At 46.7% G+C, this 19,919-nt stretch carries 17 protein-coding genes; 16 read left to right on the plus strand and 1 reads right to left on the minus strand.

Going from position 1 to position 19,919, the window contains the following annotated elements:
• The first annotated feature begins 149 nt into the window (after window positions 1-149).
• From V8G47_RS19770 to V8G47_RS19805, 8 genes are all read left to right on the plus strand, one after another.
• On the plus strand, window positions 150-1,001 hold the full coding sequence (locus tag V8G47_RS19770) for a 3-hydroxybutyryl-CoA dehydrogenase (protein WP_336201557.1): 852 nt from the start codon (window positions 150-152) through the stop codon (window positions 999-1,001).
• Window positions 1,002-1,030: 29 nt separating this feature from the next.
• Window positions 1,031-2,167, plus strand: a complete 1,137-nt coding sequence (locus V8G47_RS19775) for an acyl-CoA dehydrogenase (RefSeq protein WP_336201558.1) — start codon at window positions 1,031-1,033, stop codon at window positions 2,165-2,167.
• 151 nt (window positions 2,168-2,318) lie between these two features.
• Window positions 2,319-3,458, plus strand: coding sequence for an acyl-CoA dehydrogenase (locus V8G47_RS19780; RefSeq protein ID WP_034765086.1), 1,140 nt, complete (start codon window positions 2,319-2,321; stop codon window positions 3,456-3,458).
• Between the two features lie 93 nt (window positions 3,459-3,551).
• A complete protein-coding gene (locus V8G47_RS19785; protein ID WP_336201559.1) occupies window positions 3,552-4,205 on the plus strand; it encodes a TetR/AcrR family transcriptional regulator in 654 nt (217 codons plus the stop codon).
• On the plus strand, window positions 4,202-7,468 hold the full coding sequence (icmF, locus tag V8G47_RS19790) for a fused isobutyryl-CoA mutase/GTPase IcmF (RefSeq protein WP_336201560.1): 3,267 nt from the start codon (window positions 4,202-4,204) through the stop codon (window positions 7,466-7,468). The genes V8G47_RS19785 and icmF overlap by 4 nt, the downstream gene beginning before the upstream one ends.
• Before the next feature lie 316 nt (window positions 7,469-7,784).
• Window positions 7,785-7,967 carry a hypothetical protein gene (locus tag V8G47_RS19795; RefSeq protein ID WP_336201561.1) on the plus strand — a complete coding sequence of 61 codons (183 nt, stop codon included), beginning with the start codon at window positions 7,785-7,787 and terminating at the stop codon, window positions 7,965-7,967.
• Between the two features lie 160 nt (window positions 7,968-8,127).
• Window positions 8,128-8,688, plus strand: coding sequence for a DNA-directed RNA polymerase subunit delta (gene rpoE, locus V8G47_RS19800; protein ID WP_336201562.1), 561 nt, complete (start codon window positions 8,128-8,130; stop codon window positions 8,686-8,688).
• A 461-nt stretch (window positions 8,689-9,149) separates the two neighbouring features.
• The gene (locus V8G47_RS19805) at window positions 9,150-10,754 is read left to right on the plus strand and encodes a CTP synthase (protein WP_336201563.1); all 1,605 of its coding nucleotides are present in this window, start codon (window positions 9,150-9,152) and stop codon (window positions 10,752-10,754) included.
• A gap of 204 nt (window positions 10,755-10,958) precedes the next feature.
• On the opposite strand, the gene V8G47_RS19810 is transcribed toward V8G47_RS19805, so the two are convergent.
• Entirely contained in the window at window positions 10,959-11,483 is a 525-nt protein-coding gene (locus V8G47_RS19810; RefSeq protein ID WP_336201564.1) for a DUF2529 domain-containing protein, read from the minus strand.
• A gap of 192 nt (window positions 11,484-11,675) precedes the next feature.
• Between V8G47_RS19810 and V8G47_RS19815 the strand changes: the two genes are divergently transcribed.
• The 8 genes from V8G47_RS19815 (at window position 11,676) to V8G47_RS19850 (ending at window position 19,637) form a co-directional block, all read left to right on the plus strand.
• Window positions 11,676-12,038 carry a response regulator gene (locus V8G47_RS19815; protein WP_034765110.1) on the plus strand — a complete coding sequence of 121 codons (363 nt, stop codon included), beginning with the start codon at window positions 11,676-11,678 and terminating at the stop codon, window positions 12,036-12,038.
• Window positions 12,039-12,218: 180 nt separating this feature from the next.
• Window positions 12,219-13,076: a class IIb fructose-bisphosphate aldolase FdaB gene (fdaB, locus tag V8G47_RS19820; protein ID WP_034765113.1), complete on the plus strand. Its 858-nt coding sequence runs from the start codon at window positions 12,219-12,221 to the stop codon at window positions 13,074-13,076.
• 181 nt (window positions 13,077-13,257) lie between these two features.
• Window positions 13,258-13,899: a fructose-6-phosphate aldolase gene (fsa, locus tag V8G47_RS19825; protein ID WP_336201565.1), complete on the plus strand. Its 642-nt coding sequence runs from the start codon at window positions 13,258-13,260 to the stop codon at window positions 13,897-13,899.
• 178 nt (window positions 13,900-14,077) lie between these two features.
• The gene (locus V8G47_RS19830; RefSeq protein ID WP_336201566.1) at window positions 14,078-15,361 is read left to right on the plus strand and encodes a UDP-N-acetylglucosamine 1-carboxyvinyltransferase; all 1,284 of its coding nucleotides are present in this window, start codon (window positions 14,078-14,080) and stop codon (window positions 15,359-15,361) included.
• Between the two features lie 389 nt (window positions 15,362-15,750).
• A complete protein-coding gene (gene glpX / locus V8G47_RS19835; RefSeq protein WP_336201567.1) occupies window positions 15,751-16,713 on the plus strand; it encodes a class II fructose-bisphosphatase in 963 nt (320 codons plus the stop codon).
• Between the two features lie 317 nt (window positions 16,714-17,030).
• Complete coding sequence (rho, locus tag V8G47_RS19840; RefSeq protein ID WP_261749287.1) at window positions 17,031-18,293, plus strand: transcription termination factor Rho; 1,263 nt, start codon at window positions 17,031-17,033, stop codon at window positions 18,291-18,293.
• Window positions 18,294-18,514: 221 nt separating this feature from the next.
• Entirely contained in the window at window positions 18,515-18,727 is a 213-nt protein-coding gene (gene rpmE, locus V8G47_RS19845) for a 50S ribosomal protein L31 (protein WP_034765123.1), read from the plus strand.
• 298 nt (window positions 18,728-19,025) lie between these two features.
• Window positions 19,026-19,637, plus strand: a complete 612-nt coding sequence (locus V8G47_RS19850) for a thymidine kinase (protein WP_060674359.1) — start codon at window positions 19,026-19,028, stop codon at window positions 19,635-19,637.
• The last annotated feature ends 282 nt before the right edge of the window (window positions 19,638-19,919 follow it).

Here is a 19,919-nt window from a genome sequence, read left to right on the forward strand (position 1 = left end):
AACCAAACCAAACCAAACCAAACCAAACCAAACCAAACCAAACCAAACCAAACCAAACCAAACCAAACCAAACCAAACCAAACCAAACCAAACCAAACCAAACCAAACCAACTAGATTACTAGTCTCATATAACAAAGGGGAGAACAAAATGAACATTAAAAACGTAATGGTCATCGGCGCCGGACAAATGGGCTCGGGGATCGCCCAAGTCTGTGCCCAGGCAGGATTCAACGTATACCTGAACGATTTGAAAGAAGAGTTTGTCCAAAAGGGAATGGGTGTCATCACGAAGAATCTGACGCGTTCCGTTGAAAAAGGAAGAATGTCTGAAGAAGATAAAACAGCGACGGTAAATCGTTTGACGGCTTCAACCGATATCCGGGACGCCAAGAAGGTGGATCTTGTCATTGAAGCGGCAGTGGAAAATATGGCCATCAAAACGAAGATTTTTGCTCAGCTGGATGAGATCACACCGGAACATACCATCCTGGCTTCGAACACATCCTCTCTTCCGATCACGGAAATTGCGGCAGCGACGAAGCGTCCCCATCAAGTAATCGGTATGCACTTCATGAATCCGGTACCGGTGATGAAACTGGTTGAGATCATCCGTGGGCTTGCGACAACGGATGAAGTGTATCAAGTGATTGAAGATATGACGAAGTCCCTTAACAAAGTGCCGGTAGAAGTCGAGGATTTCCCGGGATTCGTTTCAAACCGGATCCTGATGCCGATGATCAATGAAGCGATCTACACCCTTTATGAAGGAGTGGCGAGCAAAGAGGCAATCGATGAAGTGATGAAGCTCGGGATGAATCACCCGATGGGACCTCTTACGTTAGCGGACTTCATTGGACTCGATACATGCCTCTACATCATGGAAACCCTGCACGAAGGCTTCGGTGACGATAAATACCGTCCATGTCCTCTATTGAGGAAGTATGTGAAAGCGGGCTGGCTGGGACGCAAAACAGGCCGCGGCTTCTATTCGTACGAGTGATCACGACGAACATCAGGGAGGAAACAGTCATGGAGTTACGATTCACGGAAGAGCAGCAGATGATGAGAAAGATGGTCCGGGATTTTGCCGAAACAGAAATCCAGCCGTTCATCGAGAAGATGGAAGCGGGAGAGTTTCCGAGAGAAATTTTAAAAAAGATGGCTGAGCTTGGTTTGATGGGGATTACGATCCCTGAAGAGTACGGCGGATCTGAGATGGATTTCACATCCTATATCATTGCGATCCACGAGCTGTCTAAAGTAAGCGCCACCATCGGGGTCATATTGTCGGTTCATACATCAGTGGGAACCAATCCGATCCTTTACTTTGGAAACAAAGAGCAGAAACAAAAGTATCTTCCAAAGCTTGCAACGGGTGAGTATTTAGGGGCCTTCTGCCTGACGGAGCCGAGTGCAGGATCCGATGCGAAGAGTCTTAAATCCCGGGCCGAAAAGCGTGGGGACCACTATGTGGTGAATGGATCGAAAGTCTTTATCACCAATGGTGGGGAAGCCGATACGTATATTGTATTTGCAACGACGGATTCGACGAAGGGGAGCCGCGGGGTATCGGCCTTCATCGTTGAGAAAGATACACCTGGTCTTGTGATCGGGAAAGATGAACATAAAATGGGGCTGCACGGTTCCCGGACCGTCCAGCTGACGTTTGAAGATATGAAAGTCCCGGCTGAAAACCTTCTCGGTGAAGAAGGGGAAGGATTTAAGATTGCCATGGCGAACCTGGACGTCGGCAGGATCGGAATTGCCGCCCAGGCACTCGGAATCGCGGAAGCGGCTTTCGATTACTCAACGGCTTATGCTAAAGAACGGGTGCAATTCGGCAAACCGATTGCCGCTCAGCAGGGAATCGGCTTTAAGCTTGCCGATATGGCGACGGCCGTTGAAGGCTCAAAGCTCCTTGTGTACCGGGCGGCGAATCTCCGTTCGAACAATATTTCCTGCGGGAAAGAAGCCAGTATGGCAAAGCTGTTTGCATCGAAAACAGCCGTCGAAGTCTCGACGGAAGCGATTCAGGTGTACGGCGGATATGGTTACACGAAGGAGTATCCGGTGGAGCGCTTGTTCCGTGATGCGAAGGTGACGGAGATTTATGAGGGTACGAGTGAGATTCAGCGGATAGTGATTGGGAAGCATTTGTTGGTTTAAAATTTTTGGAGGGGTGTCTTTGTGCACATATTTTTAGCGTGTCAGGCACCCGATATATAATTTGATGTTTCGTGGCGTAAATGGGTTTGTGGCATAGGCTTGTCTCTTGAGGGTGCCAGACCCGGTATGTAGATGATAGGAGGAAAATGAGATGAATTTTAAATTATCGGAAGAGCATGAAATGATACGTAAGATGGTGCGTGATTTTGCGCGGAATGAGGTGGCTCCTACGGCTGCTGAGCGTGATGAGGAAGAGCGCTTTGATATGGATTTATTCAAGAAGATGGCAGAGCTTGGGTTGACGGGGATTCCTTGGCCGGAAGAGTACGGCGGGATCGGCAGTGACTATCTGGCGTATTGTATCGCAGTTGAAGAACTATCAAGAGTGTGTGCGTCTACAGGTGTTACCCTGTCTGCCCATACTTCGTTAGCCGGTTGGCCGGTATATAAGTTTGGTACGGAAGAGCAGAAACAGAAATACCTTCGTCCAATGGCGCAGGGTGAAAAGATTGGGGCTTACGGCTTGACTGAGCCGGGTTCAGGATCTGACGCAGGTGGCATGAAGACGACAGCTCGCCTGGAAGGGGATCACTACGTACTGAACGGCTCTAAAATTTTCATCACAAACGGTGGAATTGCGGATACGTATATCGTATTTGCCTTGACGGATCCATCACAGCGCCAGCGCGGAACGAGTGCATTTATCGTAGAAGCAGACTTCGAAGGGTTCTCGGTTGGGAAAAAAGAGAAAAAGCTCGGAATCCGTTCTTCACCAACAACTGAAATCGTATTTGAAGACTGCAAGGTACCGAAAGAGAATATGCTGGGCAACGAAGGAGACGGATTCAAGATTGCCATGATGACTCTTGATGGCGGCCGTAACGGGATTGCCGCTCAAGCAGTGGGGATTGCCCAGGGAGCACTTGATGCGTCAGTTGATTACGCAAAAGAGCGTGAGCAGTTCGGTAAACCGATCGCAGCGAACCAGGGGATTTCATTTAAGATCGCCGATATGGCGACGTCCATCGAGGCTTCCCGTCTATTAACCTATCAAGCAGCGTGGCTTGAGTCAGAAGGGCTTCCATACGGTAAGGAATCGGCGATGTCAAAGCTCATGGCCGGGGATACAGCGATGAAAGTGACGACGGAAGCGGTTCAGATCTTCGGTGGTTATGGCTATACGAAGGACTATCCGGTGGAGCGTTATATGCGTGACGCGAAGATCACTCAGATTTATGAGGGGACCCAGGAGATTCAGAGATTGGTTATTTCGCGGATGGTGACGAAATAGGATAGCTGGGTATCTGCTTTGTTGGGGGATGAGGCAGGTGCTCTTGGATTAGGGGTCAATGGGAGAATCGGAATATAAAGGCGGTCGGTTGTTTTGAATAAGAAGAGGGAAGTTCATGCTTCGGTTAAGGATGAGCGTTTGGTGGAAAAGCGGCGTGATCAGATGATTCGCGGGGCCGTCTCTCTGTTTAAACAAAAGGGGTTTCACCGCACCACGACCAGAGAGATTGCAAAGGCCGCCGGATTCAGTATCGGAACGCTCTACGAATATATACGAACAAAGGAAGATGTCCTGTATTTAGTGTGTGACAGCATTTATGAGCAGGTTCGATTGGAGCTTGAGGAGCTTGATGTCGGAAAAGGGACGCTTGAGAATTTACGTCTCGGCATCGCTCATTATTTTCAGGTGATGGACCGGATGCAGGATGAGGTACTCGTCATGTATCAGGAAGCGAAATCCTTGTCGAAGGATGCCCTTCCATATGTACTCCGGAAAGAACTTGAAATGGTGGGGATGGTGGAAGATCTCATCAAAGGCTGCGTCGACAGTGGGAAGCTTGAGCTTGATGATGATCAGATCCATATGCTGGCCCAGAATGTATTCGTCCAGGGACAGATGTGGGGATTCCGTCGCTGGGCACTTCAGAAGAAGTATACACTCGAGGAATTCATCCATCTGCAGATCGAACTCACTTTTACCGGAATCATCGGTTTTGAAAAACAAGGGAGAACAGGGGGAGTAATATGAGCACGGTTGAGATTTATAAACCAAAGCACCATGTACGTTTTGTCACGGCATCGAGCCTGTTTGACGGACATGATGCGTCGATCAACATAATGCGTCGGATTATCCAGGCAAGTGGGGCAGAAGTCATCCACTTAGGCCATAACCGTTCTGTGGAGGAAGTCGTCAATGCCGCTATTCAGGAAGATGTTCAGGGGATTGCGATTTCATCCTATCAGGGTGGGCACGTGGAATACTTTAAATATATGTACGACCTTTTAAAAGAAAGAGGGGCTTCCCACATCCGCATTTATGGCGGAGGCGGCGGAGTGATCATCCCGCGTGAAATCAAAGAACTTCACGAATACGGGATCGCCCGCATCTTCTCTCCTGAAGACGGCCGTACGCAGGGTCTTCAAGGGATGATCAATAAGATGATCGAGGAATGCGATTTCCCTACCATCAAGGGAAGCGTGAATCAGGAAGTCGAGAAGCTTTCAACCGGAGATGTGAATACGGTATCGAAGCTGATCTCACTTGCCGAATATCAGGTCGGGGCCAATGAAGAAGTGGCGGCGACAGCCCAGACCGTTTTTTCTGAAATCAAGAGCTTGGCGAAAAAAGCACCTGTTCTTGGGATCACGGGAACGGGTGGAGCAGGGAAGAGTTCCTTGACGGATGAACTGATCCGTCGTTTCATCAACGAACTTCCTGAAAAGAAAATCGCGATTCTATCCATCGATCCAACGAAACAAAAAACGGGCGGAGCCTTACTTGGGGACCGGATCCGCATGAATGCGATCTTCAATCCCCGTGTTTACATGCGAAGCCTTGCAACACGTGGGTCGAAGACAGAGCTTTCACTGGCGATCAAGGACGCGATCAATGTCGTGAAAGCGGCAGGATATGACCTGATCGTCGTGGAAACGAGCGGGATCGGGCAGGGGGATGCGGAAATCGCAGAAATCTGTGATATGTCCATGTACGTCATGACGAGTGAGTTCGGTGCCCCGTCCCAGCTGGAGAAAATCGATATGATCGACTATGCCGATCTGATTGTCATCAATAAGTTCGAGCGCAAAGGCTCGGAGGATGCGAGACGCCAGGTACAAAAGCAGTACCAGCGCAGTCACATGCTGTTTGATAAAGATCTTGATGACATGCCTGTTTACGGAACGATCGCCAGTCAGTTCAATGATCCGGGCACGAACGCCCTGTTTGCAGCAATCATTGAAACCGTGAACAACAAAATGGAGCTGGATTGGAAAACAAGCTTCTCCAAAGACGTCGATGTCGAGAAGCAAAACGTCATCATTCCAAATAATCGCCGCTATTATCTGCGTGAGATTGCGGAAACGGTCCGTAATTATCATAAAAAAGCAGAAGAACAGGTGAACCTGGCACGCCGGTTGTTCCAGCTTGAAGGTGCTATCGAAGCGGTCAATGAAAAAGAAACGAATGATGGGGTCGTAACATCCCTTCAAACGTTGAAAGAAGAAGTCGAAAACAAATTAACATCAGAATCGAAACGGATTTTACAAAAATGGGATGATCTTAAAGAAACGTACAGCAAAGATCAATTCATCACAAAGATCCGTGATAAAGAAATCGTCACGGAGTTAAAGACAAAGAGCTTATCCGGGCTCGATATCCCGAAAGTGTCCCTTCCAAAATATAAGGACTACGGTCAAATTCTGGATTGGGTCTATAAAGAGAATGTTCCAGGTTCTTTCCCTTATACTGCAGGAGTATTCCCGTTCAAACGTAAAGGAGAGGATCCGAAGCGTCAGTTCGCCGGTGAAGGAACGCCTGAACGGACGAACCGCCGTTTCCACTACCTGTCGAAAGATGATGATGCGAAACGTTTGAGTACAGCCTTTGATTCCGTCACCCTATACGGTGAAGATCCGGATCACCGTCCTGACATCTACGGAAAAGTCGGGGAGAGCGGTGTGAGCATCTGTACGCTGGAAGACATGAAGAAGCTGTATGCCGGTTTCGATTTGTGTGCGCCTTCAACATCCGTGTCCATGACGATCAATGGTCCGGCACCGATCATCCTTGCCATGTATATGAATACGGCGATCGATCAGCAGATCCGCATGAAGGAAGAAGAGCTCGGCCGCGTGTTGACGGTGGAAGAGTATGTGGAAGTGAAGGAACAGACCCTTCAAGTCGTTCGCGGAACGGTTCAGGCTGATATTTTAAAAGAAGATCAGGGTCAGAATACATGTATCTTCTCAACTGAGTTTGCCCTGCGCATGATGGGGGATATCCAGCAGTATTTCATCGATCACAAAGTACGGAACTATTACTCTGTATCGATTTCCGGCTATCACATCGCGGAAGCGGGAGCCAATCCGATTTCCCAGCTTGCCTTCACATTGGCAAACGGGTTTACGTACGTGGAATACTATTTAAGCCGCGGGATGGATATCAATGCCTTTGCGCCAAACTTATCGTTCTTCTTCTCCAACGGTCTCGACCCAGAGTATACGGTGATCGGACGTGTGGCACGACGCATCTGGTCGACGGTGATGAGGGATAAATACGGTGCGAATGAACGCAGTCAGAAGCTGAAGTATCACATCCAGACATCCGGTCGGTCCCTGCATGCCCAGGAAATCGACTTCAATGATATCCGTACGACGCTCCAGGCGTTGATGGCCCTGCAGGACAACTGTAATTCCCTGCATACGAATGCCTATGATGAAGCAATCACGACACCGACGGAGGAATCCGTGCGCCGTGCCATGGCGATCCAGATGATCATCACGAAAGAACACGGATTATCGAAAAATGAAAATCCGCTTCAAGGATCGTTCATCGTAGAAGAGCTGACGGATCTCGTGGAAGAAATGGTCCTCACGGAATTCGACCGCTTAAATGACCGCGGCGGCGTACTTGGATCGATGGAAACCCAGTATCAACGTGGCAAGATCCAGGAGGAATCCATGTTCTACGAAATGAAGAAGCATTCCGGTGAGCTTCCGATCGTGGGAGTGAACACCTACCTGAATCCGAATCCGCCTTCTGAAGAAGATATGGATAGCATGGAACTGGCACGTGCCACTAAAGAAGAAAAAGAAACACAAATTCATAATCTGCGGGATTTCCAATCACAACATAAAGACGAAACCGAAGAAGCCCTCAACCGCCTGAAACAGGCAGCCGTGGGCGGAGGAAACATCTTCGAACAACTCATGGAAACCGTAAAAGTCGCAAGCCTCGGTCAAATCACACGCGCCCTCTACGAAGTAGGCGGCCAATACCGACGCAATATGTAACAACGAAAAGGAAAATGAGACTACTGTACAAGTGCAGTGGTCTCTTTTTTACAGATGGCTTATATATGATAATTAGTATGCATAGTATGAATGAAGGTGGCATTTAAGGTTTTTGACGCGTTTCAAGCATCTCTCATGAAAAATGAAAAAAGAAAACACAACAAGTTTAAAAACCCACCAAACCGTCTATCCTTTATACGAAATCAACCATTTTTTAACATGAACTTAATACTTATAGGGTAAGATATCCTATATAATAAGAATTATCAGACAAGTAAACAGGGGAAGTACGATACATACGTTTGGATGTGAGACTGTGAAGACCATTTTACGCTGCATACTATTGATCATCATCATATACGCCGCCATCCTTTTATATCAATTTCAACTTGGTGCCATCCCATTTTTCCTGCTCTCTTTTTATCTATTCTATGAAGCGTTCCGGGTGATCAAAAACGGTCAAAAAGAAGAGAAGTTAGGAAATGGCAGGCCATCCTGAAATCAAATGCGAAAAAAATGCATGAAAAACGAGATATGTCTGGCATAAAGTGATTTATATTGTTTATAATGTTGAATATGGTTAAAATTGATAATGGAGAATTTTTGCCCTTTTTTACTCTACTTAGTAGAGTGTGAAATAGAGAAAGGAAGTGCGTAAAGTGAGTCTTAAGCAATTATCCAAAGAAGAATTGCGTCAAACATCATTCATTGAACTGGCACATGAAATTTTAGTAGAGAAAAAGCAAGCGATGGCATTTGAAGAGATCGTGAAGGAAATAAAAGGTTTGCTTGAAATCTCTGATAAAGAGGTTAAGAGCCGTTTACTTCAATTTTACACGGACTTGAATATCGACGGACGATACCTTGCCACGGGTGATAACCGTTGGGGATTAAGAGAATGGTACCCGGTTGATCAAATCGAGGAAGAGACCGTTCCAACGATGAAATCCAGCAAAAAGAAAAAGGCGAAGAAGAAAGACGAAGATCTTGATCTGGATGACTTCGATGATCTGGATGATGAAGATCTTGATTATGATGATCTTGATGATGCAGACGACGATGATGATCTTACAGATGACGACGACGATGTCGATGTTGATGCAGACGAGGATCTGGATATCGATGACGACGAGGAAGAGCTCGAGATCGATGAATTCGACGATGTCGAAGATGATGACGAAGACGAAGAAGATGAATCAGAAGAAGAGGAAGAGAAATAATCTCTCCCGGATCAGTACGGCTCCCGCCAGGCTTTTGGGTCTTCCGGGGGCCTTTTGATTTGCGCGAAATGAGTGAAAATTCTATCCCTTATTCTATGCTTGACTTCTACCTCTTAGGAAGGTAGTATTTTATTTGGGCTCCCTAAAAAGGGACAGATCACGTATATCACGCTCCCCTTACAAGATTGTAAGCGGGGCGTTTTTTGTTTTTATAAGAAGAATACATTGACATGAACGGGTTTTTGTCAACCTTTCATAAGTGGCGGATCGATTCTTTAAAGACCCCTTCCGTTTTTATGTATCTTGATCATAAGAGGCTGTCTTAAAGCTTGAGTATGCAGATGAAATTATTTTAAGAGAATGGACTTGTCCTTCTTTGAACAAGATAAATTCATGACATACCTACAATAGACACCCTCTACTTTTTTTGAACCAAACTTACTTTGAAGGGGGACATATACATGACTAAGTATATTTTCGTAACAGGCGGCGTAGTGTCGTCACTAGGGAAAGGGATCACAGCAGCGTCCCTTGGAAGACTATTGAAAAACCGTGGAGTGAGCGTCACGATCCAGAAGTTCGATCCATACATCAACGTGGATCCGGGAACGATGAGTCCTTATCAGCACGGTGAAGTATTCGTAACCGATGATGGTGCTGAGACGGATCTTGACTTGGGTCACTACGAGCGTTTCGTTGACATTAACCTGACGAAATACAGCTCTGTGACAACGGGTAAAATCTATTCTACTGTTCTGAAAAAAGAGCGCCGCGGGGATTATCTTGGCGGGACTGTGCAAGTCATCCCGCATATTACAAATGAAATCAAAGAGCGCGTTTACCGTGCCGGACGCGAAACGAATTCCGATGTCGTGATCACGGAAATCGGTGGAACGGTTGGAGATATCGAATCGCTTCCATTCCTTGAAGCGATTCGCCAGATCAAGAGTGATGTCGGTCGTGACAATGTGATGTATATTCACTGTACGCTTATCCCTTATATTAAAGCGGCGGGTGAAATGAAGACGAAACCGACCCAGCACAGTGTAAAAGAGCTTCGCAGCCTCGGTATCCAGCCGAATGTCATCGTCGTGCGTAACGAAATGCCGATGACCCAGGATATGAAAGACAAGATCGCGTTATTCTGTGATATCGATAAACATGCGGTAATCGAAGCAATGGATGCAGATACGCTTTACTCTGTACCACTTGCCCTTCAGGATCAGAAGCTTGATGAAATCACTTGTCAGCACTTGAAGCTGAACTGCCATGAAGCAGACATGACCGAGTGGAATGAACTGGTCGACCGGGTGAAAAACCTTTCCCGCAAAACAAGGATCGCCCTTGTCGGGAAATATGTTGAATTACAGGATGCCTATATTTCTGTAGTGGAAGCCCTTCGTCATGCAGGTTATCATTTCGACAGCGACATTGAAGTGAGATGGTTGAACTCTGAGCTTGTGGACAACGAAAATGTTGCAGAGAAGCTTGCTGACGTGGATGGAATTCTTGTACCAGGCGGCTTCGGTGACCGGGGTGTCGAAGGAAAGATCGCTGCGACGCAATATGCCCGTGAAAACAAGATTCCTTTCCTTGGAATCTGCCTTGGCATGCAGCTTGCATCCGTCGAATATGCGCGTAATGTCCTTGGACTTGAAGGAGCACACTCTGCTGAGCTGAATCCTGAAACGCCATACCCTGTCATCGATCTATTACCGGAACAAAAGGATATCGAAGACCTTGGCGGGACGCTTCGTCTCGGACTATACCCATGTAAGCTGACAAAAGGTTCAAAAGCCTATGCAGCCTACGATGGAGAAGTCGTATACGAACGTCACCGTCACCGTTTCGAATTCAACAATCACTACCGTGAGCAAATGGAAAAAGCCGGCTTCATCTTCTCAGGCACAAGCCCGGATGGCCGACTTGTGGAAATCATCGAGCTGAGCGACCACCCATGGTTCGTCGCATCTCAATTCCACCCGGAATTCACATCACGCCCGACACGCCCGCAGCCTCTATTCAGAGACTTCGTGGAAGCGTCCCTTGCGTATGGTGAGAAATAAGATTTGATTGATAGAGCCCTCCCGGTTTGGGAGGGCTTTTTTGTGTTTGGGTAGTGGTCATGGAGGAGGGTGGTGGTTTGGGTTTATTGACAGTTCTGCCACTTTCGACAAAATCCGCCAGACTCTAAACCTGATCCAGTCACTAAATCCATACCCCATCCCATCAAAAAAAGCCCATCCCCAAAACGGAACAGGCTCCATTCATTACTCCTCATACTCCTCCAACATCTCACGGATCACAAACCCCAATGCGAAATAGAGATAGAGGGCAGCCATGCTGGAAGGGAAGCTCACGCGCTCACCGATTTCATCGCCGGGGAGCATCCCTTTGATCACTTTTGTATCCAGATGAATGTCGGCAAGGTCCAATAGACTCTCTTCTCCTTCCACCATGCCGGACACCGCTACAAAGGGCACACCGTCAGCAGAAAGCTTCTTCGCGAACGCAACGGCCTCTTCATCCGTTGAATAGCGGGTGATGATCAGCACACGATCCGCTTCCGTCAGTTCAATGGAAGAATCATATCGTTTGGCAGAAGGAAGCGGCTCGGCACCGAACAGGGCTTCTGCGGTGACGGCTTCCATTTCCCGGTAGCCTTTTATGTAGATGCTTCCTTGTCCGATGGCGGCCTGGGCAAGGAGGCGTGCGCCGTCCTCGATTTCGAATTCCTGTTTATCATAAATCCGTTTGAACAGTCCTGTTAACTGTGTTGTGAACATTTTGATCATAAGTTCAATCTCCTTCCATATTCATCTTCGACATTTCTCATCATAACCCTTATTATAAAGGGGAAAAAGGTCTCTAGCAAAATCTTGAGAACAAGCAGGATTTTTTTACAGAAAAAGAGAATAAGTAATAAATATACAATTATTTACCGTCGGAATACATAATTTACTAAAATGTGAAGGGGACTGGGGTATATGAATGAGAAGATTCTGATTGTGGACGATCAATTTGGTATTAGGATTCTATTAAATGAAGTGTTGCAAAAGGAAGGCTACCAAACATTTCAAGCTGCGAACGGCATTCAGGCTCTTGAAATCGTAGATAAGCATTCCCCTGATCTGGTTTTGCTCGATATGAAAATTCCTGGAATGGATGGAATTGAAATCCTGAAGCGGATGAAGCAGAAAGATGCGGATATTCGCGTCATTATCATGACTGCATACGGAGAACTCGACATGATCCAGGAGGCAAAGGACTTGGGAGCGCTTACCCATTTTGCGAAGCCGTTTGATATTGACGATATCAGACAGGCCGTCAGACAGTATATTCCAGTATAAGGAAGTTATTTGAATAGTGAAAATAGTAGTATTTTTAACATTTCGCCTCTGCAGTTGGTAAAATCAATTCTGTTTTGGTATGATACAAGTGAATTTGTTAACTATGTCACAAGGTGTTATACATAACACCGCCATTTATACCAAAATGGTCGACTGACTGAATACAAGGAGGAAATAACTATGCCTTTAGTTTCAATGAAAGACATGCTTATTCAAGCAAAAGAAAAAAGCTACGCGGTAGGTCAATTCAACCTGAATAACCTTGAGTTCACTCAAGCGATCCTGCAAGCGGCTGAAGAAGAAAAATCACCTGTCATCCTTGGTGTGTCTGAAGGTGCTGCCCGTTACATGAGCGGCTTCAAAACAGTTGTGAAAATGGTGGAAGGTCTTATGGAAGACTTGAACATCACAGTTCCTGTTGCGATCCACTTAGATCACGGTTCAAGCTTTGAAAAATGTAAAGAAGCGATCGATGCAGGATTCACTTCTGTTATGATCGATGCTTCTCACGGTCCTTTCGAGGAGAACATTGAAACGACTTCTAAAGTGGTTGAATATGCTCACTCTAAAGGTGTTTCTGTTGAAGCCGAGCTTGGAACAGTCGGTGGACAGGAAGATGACGTAGTGGCAGACGGCGTTATCTATGCAGATCCTAAAGAGTGCCAAGAGATGGTTGAACGTACGGGTATCGATACTCTAGCACCTGCTCTTGGTTCAGTTCACGGTCCTTACAAAGGTGAACCAAACCTAGGATTCAAAGAAATGGAAGAAATCGGTGCAGCGACTGGAGTACCTCTAGTCCTTCACGGTGGTACTGGAATCCCTACAAAAGATATCCAAAAAGCGATTTCTTTCGGAACAGCTAAAATCAACGTAAACACTGAAAACCAAATTGCTTCTGCTAAAGCGGTACGTGAAGTTCTTGCTGCAGATACAGAAGTATATGATCCACGTAAATACATGGGACCTGCACGCGAAGCGATCAAAGCAACAGTCGCTGGCAAAATGCGCGAATTCGGTTCTTCTAACCAGGCGTAATAGTAGACAGGTAATGTTTGGAAAGTCCTGGGGGATAGATTAGGGGCTTTCCTTATGTGGTAGAAAAAGAATGAAGCTGTAGGATGGGACTGGCACCGGGAGAGGTTTGATACCTTTTGGGTCAGTCCCTTCCGTTCATTAAAAGATGATTGAAAATTTTGTCGAAAATGGGGTAGAGGAAATGAAATTTTTCATAGACACAGCAAACATGAGTGAAATCAAGGAAGCATTTGAATGGGGTATTATTTCAGGAGTGACAACGAATCCGTCCCTAGTAGCAAAAGAGAAGGGCGTTACATTTGAGGACAGACTAAAAGAAATCACGGATCTTGTCCCTGGTTCTGTAAGCGCTGAAGTCATCGCATTGGATGCTGAAGGCATGATTAAAGAGGGAAGGGAGCTTGCGAAGATCGCGCCTAATATTACGGTGAAGCTTCCAATGACGCCGGACGGTCTGACGGCTGCATCCACTTTTGCTAAAGAAGGGATCAAGACAAATGTCACGCTGATCTTCAGTGCGAATCAGGCGCTTTTAGCGGCTCGTGCTGGAGCGACGTATGTTTCGCCTTTTTTAGGAAGATTGGATGATATCGGACATGACGGTCTGGAGCTGGTTTCCCAGATTGCCGAGATCTTTGCGATACACGGATTGGAAACGGAAATCATCGCGGCTTCCACCCGTCATCCACAGCATATTACGGAAGCGGCGCTCCGAGGGGCTCATATCGCAACCGTTCCTCTTAAAGTGTTGAAGCAATTATTCCAGCATCCACTGACGGACAAAGGAATCGATGCCTTCTTGAATGACTGGAATAATCGCTGATTTTAGGTCAATCGGTCTAAAGGAAAAAAATCCGATTATCCTATACATGTTTTGACGAATTATGTATACACTAGTAGACAATACTTCTTAGAACGTCTTCTATTGGAAAAATAATCCTTTTTGTTTTAGGTATAGGGTAGCATGCCCTAAATCGATGAACAGTGGAAGGGAGTTTAATATGGAAAAGCTAAAAATTGCAGGAGGTTACCCCCTGGAAGGTACCATTAAAGTCAGTGGGGCCAAAAATAGTGCGGTAGCCTTGATCCCGGCAACCATTCTTGCTGATTCTCCGGTCACAATCGAAGGGTTACCAGATATCTCTGATGTAAGAACGCTGAAAGATCTCTTAGAAGAGATCGGTGGTTCCGTCTCATTGGAAGATGGGGATATGAGTGTAGATCCAAGTCAAATGGTGTCCATGCCTTTACCTAGCGGGAAGGTGAAAAAGCTTCGTGCTTCCTATTATTTAATGGGTGCGATGCTTGGACGATTCAAAAAAGCGGTCATCGGATTACCGGGTGGATGCCATCTTGGTCCGCGTCCGATCGATCAACATATTAAAGGGTTCGAGGCACTTGGAGCGGAAGTCACCAACGAACAGGGTGCAATCTATCTCCGTGCTGATGAACTAAAAGGTGCCCGCATCTACCTTGATGTCGTGAGTGTCGGTGCAACAATCAACATCATGCTTGCAGCGGTTCGCGCGAAAGGCAGAACGATCATTGAAAATGCGGCAAAAGAACCTGAAATCATTGACGTCGCCACATTACTGAGCAATATGGGTGCGAAGATCAAAGGAGCAGGAACAGACGTGATCCGTATCGATGGAGTGGACGAGCTTCACGGCTGCCGTCATACCATCATTCCTGACCGCATCGAAGCAGGAACATTCATGATCCTTGCCGCTGCAGTCGGTAAAGGGGTACTCGTCGACAATGTCATCCCGTTACATATGGAATCGGTCATCGCCAAGCTCCGTGAAATGGGAGTGCCGGTCGAAACGAATGACGACCAGATCTTCATCGGCAGGGCGGACAAGCTCAAATCCGTCGATGTGAAAACACTCGTTTACCCAGGGTTCCCAACCGATCTGCAGCAGCCATTCACTACGCTGCTGAATCGTGCAGAAGGATCTGCCGTCGTAACGGATACCATCTACTCAGCCCGCTTCAAGCATATCGATGAGCTGAGAAGAATGAATGCCACAATCAAAGTCGAAGGACGTTCCGCCATCGTCAACGGTCCCGCCCAACTGCAGGGAGCCAAAGTGAAGGCAAGCGACCTCCGGGCAGGAGCCGCCCTTGTCATCGCAGGCTTAATGGCAGAAGGCATCACCGAAGTCACCGGCCTCGAACACATCGACCGCGGCTACAGCGACCTCGTCGCCAAACTCGAAGGCCTCGGCGCCACCATCTGGCGTGAAAAAATGTCTGCAGAGGAATTGGAGCAGATGAAGTCGTAGGGATTTAGTGTGGCTTTTATGATTTATTCACACTCATTTATAGGAGCCGTTAAATACTCCAAGTTGATTGGAGCGGAAGGGTGCTCGACTCCTGCGGGAAACGCGTGAAAGTTGAGACCCCGCAGGGCATAGCCCGAGGAGGCTCAACTCACGCCCCGCGGAAAGCGAGCACCCTGGAGCGGAAATCAACAACTGCTTGCTATTTGAGACCAGTATTCAAGAACTATTCCCTGTATTACCATAATTTTTTTACATGCTTATGCCATTGTGTCCTACTTTTTCAGAAAAAAAGTCTCCCTAACGATCTCAATGTGTTACAATAAATCTGTCAATATGTTATACAATTTAAGAATATTGTAAAACAAAAGGGATTACGGGAGGCTATATACATGGAAAGAAGTTTATCAATGGAGCTAGTTCGAGTAACAGAGGGGGCTGCCCTTGCATCGGCACGCTGGATGGGTCGCGGAAAGAAGGACGAAGCGGATGACGCTGCAACTTCTGCCATGCGCGATGTATTCGATACCGTACCGATGAAAGGAACGGTCGTCATCGGTGAAGGGGAAATGGATGAAGCTCCGATGCTTTATATTGGTGAAAAATTAGGGACAGGCTACGGTCCACGCGTCGATGTAGCCGTCGATCCGTTGGAAGGAACGAATATCGTTGCTTCCGGAGGCTGGAATGCACTGGCGGTACTCGCGGTGGCAGACCATGGAAACCTACTGAATGCACCAGATATGTATATGGATAAAATCGCAGTCGGACCGGAAGCGGTCGGGGAAATCGACATCAACGCTTCTGTCATCGATAACCTGAAAGCCGTTGCGAAAGCAAAGAATAAGGATATTGAAGACGTGGTGGCGACAGTCTTGAATCGCCCGCGTCATGAACATATCATCCAGCAGTTAAGAGAAGCGGGAGCCCGCATCAAGCTGATCAACGATGGAGACGTGGCAGGCGCCATGAACACGGCATTCGATCATACGGGTGTCGATATCCTGTTCGGATCCGGCGGTGCTCCAGAGGGAGTTCTTGCGGCCGTTGCGCTGAAATGCCTTGGAGGAGAAATCCAAGGAAAGCTTCTTCCGCAAAACGATGCGGAACTTCAGCGCTGTATCGGCATGGGGCTGGATGTGGACAAGATTCTTCGAATGGAAGACCTCGTATGCGGTGACGATGCCATCTTTGCAGCAACAGGTGTAACAGACGGAGAACTGCTAAGAGGTGTTCAGCTCAAAGGGACATACGGCCTGACTCATTCAGTCGTTATGCGTGCGAAGTCCGGTACGGTCCGGTTCATCGACGGACGCCACAGTCTTCAGAAAAAGCCGAACCTGGTCATGAGATAATAGAAACAAGCAATACAGAGAGAGAAACCAACTCCTCTTAAATAAGAGTAACGGATGGGCAGGACATCTGCCTGTCCACGCTCTTATCACTCACTTTTTTTCTTCCTAGGTGAAAAAATGCTGCCTATCTACCAAATCTACCTTCCTTTTTTTACCCAGTCATTGATTCTTAATGAAAAGTATGGTTACAATAGATAAGGTTTTTATCTTCAGCGTTTTTTCTTTATATATGCTTCAACTATTTCTTCATTTTTAGAAAAATCTACCCTTCTTTTTTTATTTTTAGGTAGGACAAATTAATAAAGCGTGGTGTCATAATGGAAGAGTTAACAATCTCTAGCTTAGAAAATATGAAGCTGAAAGAGCTTTATGAGCTAGCCAAACAATACAAAGTTTCTTATTATAGTAAATTAACAAAAAAAGAACTGATTTTTGCCATCCTTAAAGTTCGTGCAGAACAAGAAGGCTTCTTTTTCATGGAAGGTGTCCTGGAAATCATCCAATCAGAAGGCTTCGGTTTCCTGCGTCCGATCAACTATTCTCCGAGCTCTGAGGATATTTATATTTCTGCATCGCAGATCCGTCGTTTCGACCTTCGAAACGGGGATAAAGTATCGGGAAAAGTACGTCCTCCGAAAGAAAACGAACGCTACTTCGGACTGCTTCATGTTGAAATGGTGAACGGGGAAGAGCCTGATTCTGCGAAAGAGCGCGTGCATTTCCCAGGATTGACGCCTTTATACCCTGACCGTCAAATGAAGCTTGAAACAGAACCGAATAAAATTTCCACACGTGTGATGGATCTTATCGCTCCCGTCGGATTTGGACAGCGTGGTCTGGTCGTGGCACCGCCTAAAGCCGGTAAGACGATGCTGATCAAGGAAATCGCCAATTCGATTACAACGAATCATCCTGAAGCGGAACTCATCATTCTTCTCATCGATGAGCGTCCAGAGGAAGTAACGGACATCGAACGCTCTGTAGAAGCGGAAGTCGTCAGTTCGACATTTGATGAGGTTCCTGAAAACCATATCAAAGTGGCCGAGCTCGTGCTTGAGCGCGCCATGCGTTTAGTTGAGCACAAGCGTGACGTCATCATCCTGATGGATAGTATCACTCGTCTCGCACGTGCGTACAATCTCGTCATCCCGCCAAGTGGACGGACTCTATCCGGTGGTATCGACCCTGCTGCGTTCCACCGTCCGAAACGATTCTTCGGGGCAGCCCGTAACATTGAAGAGGGCGGAAGCTTGACGGTCCTTGCAACGGCGCTTGTCGACACAGGTTCCCGTATGGATGACGTCATTTATGAAGAATTCAAAGGGACAGGTAACCTTGAACTTCATCTGGACCGTTCCCTTGCAGAGAGACGTATCTTCCCGGCCATCGACATCCGTCGTTCCGGAACGCGTCGTGAGGAACTTCTTATCAAACCGGACCATCTTGAAAAACTTTGGGCGATCAGAAAAGCCATGTCCGATCAGCCTGATTTCGCCGAGAAGCTTATGCGCAAGCTGAAGCAATCGAAGACGAATGAAGAATTTTTCAATGTGTTGACAGAAGAGTCCAAGAAGCGTTAATCTAATGATCGAATGATTTTTCAAGGAATAGGGTGACTGGAATTACCAGTTTTGCATGTTGCAAAAACACTTTGTCCTTGTTATAATGATATCAATGTGTTTTTAAAAACTGGATGTGGTAAGGGGCTGGCTATTACTCTCATGCTTATGCTCATATCACATATATCTTCGTAATAAATTACTCTGTCTCAGATGATTCAGGGCGGAAGGAGATGAAAGAAATGAAATCAGGAATTCATCCTAAGTACAACACGATCAAAGTTAGCTGTGCTTGCGGTAACGAATTTGAAACTGGTTCTGTAGCGGAAGAAATGCGCGTTGAGGTATGTTCTGAATGCCATCCATTCTACACAGGACGTCAGAAATTCGCTGACGCTGGTGGACGTGTTGACCGTTTCAACAAAAAATACGGTCTTAAAAATCAACAACAATAATGAAGAGCCAGAAGGACGCACCGAACGCCTTTGCGCGTAGGTGCTGATCCTTCTCTTCTATTAGAAAAACAGGCAAGGATCTTCATGCTTGCCTGTTTTTTATTACGTTTAAAGCAGAATGGTTAGAGAAATAGAGGCAGTTCCAATTGAGCTGTGCCTCTTTTTTTCTGCCAAATTACCGGATTTTGAGCATGATTCCCGTACATAAAGGAATGCTTTATACTAATATGTAGTCCGTTTTCACTAACAGCCAGGCTGTTTTTTATAGATTAATGTGTAAGGAAGGAGAGGCGCTTTCGTGTATGTCATGAAACAAACGGGTTGGGTAGAAGTCATTTGCGGCAGCATGTTCTCAGGGAAATCCGAAGAACTGATCCGCCGGGTCCGACGCACTCAATTTGCCAAACAAGAAATTGCTGTGTATAAGCCAAAACTAGATAATCGCTACAGCGATGAATCGGTTGTATCTCATAATGGTACCTCTGTCATCGCCAAAGCAGTCGAGGAGTCAAGCGTGATCCTTGATGACCTGAATCCAGAGGTGGATGTCGTTGCCATCGATGAGGTTCAGTTTTTTGACGAAGGCATCGTCGACGTCGTCCAGAAATTAGCGAACAGCGGATACCGTGTCATCCTCGCTGGTCTTGATCAGGATTTCCGGGGAGAGCCATTCGGCCCGATGCCGGACTTGATGTCCATTGCCGAACAAGTGACAAAGCTTCAAGCCGTTTGCGCAGTATGCGGCTCTCCGGCAAGCCGGACGCAGCGCCTGATCAATGGTGAACCGGCTTGTTACGATGATCCCGTCATCCTTGTCGGGGCATCAGAAGCCTACGAGCCAAGATGTCGCCATCATCATGAAGTGCCTACGGGGATGAGTGTCACTCCGGATATGGTGAAGGAAGTATAAATTTTTCTAGAGCAAAGCCTCGGGTTGGGGCTTTGTTTTTTTATGTTTTGAAAAAATACTATGTTTCTGCTGGTTTGACGCATCATTTGGCTTCATTGAGACTGAAGGTTTTATCTGAAAAGGCGTCTGCTGACCGGAATTGCGTCATATTCGAGGGTGATCGCGTCGTTTCTTTACGACCCCCTAATTCCTTTGGACACTTTTGTACCTAAAACAGTACACTAGAACCATAAATACAGAGGGATTTTGGAGGGCTGTTCCATGTCAAAAAAGATTGAAGCC

Origin of the sequence: Rossellomorea sp. LJF3, assembly GCF_037046045.1 — a bacterium.
Classification (GTDB): domain Bacteria; phylum Bacillota; class Bacilli; order Bacillales; family Bacillaceae_B; genus Rossellomorea.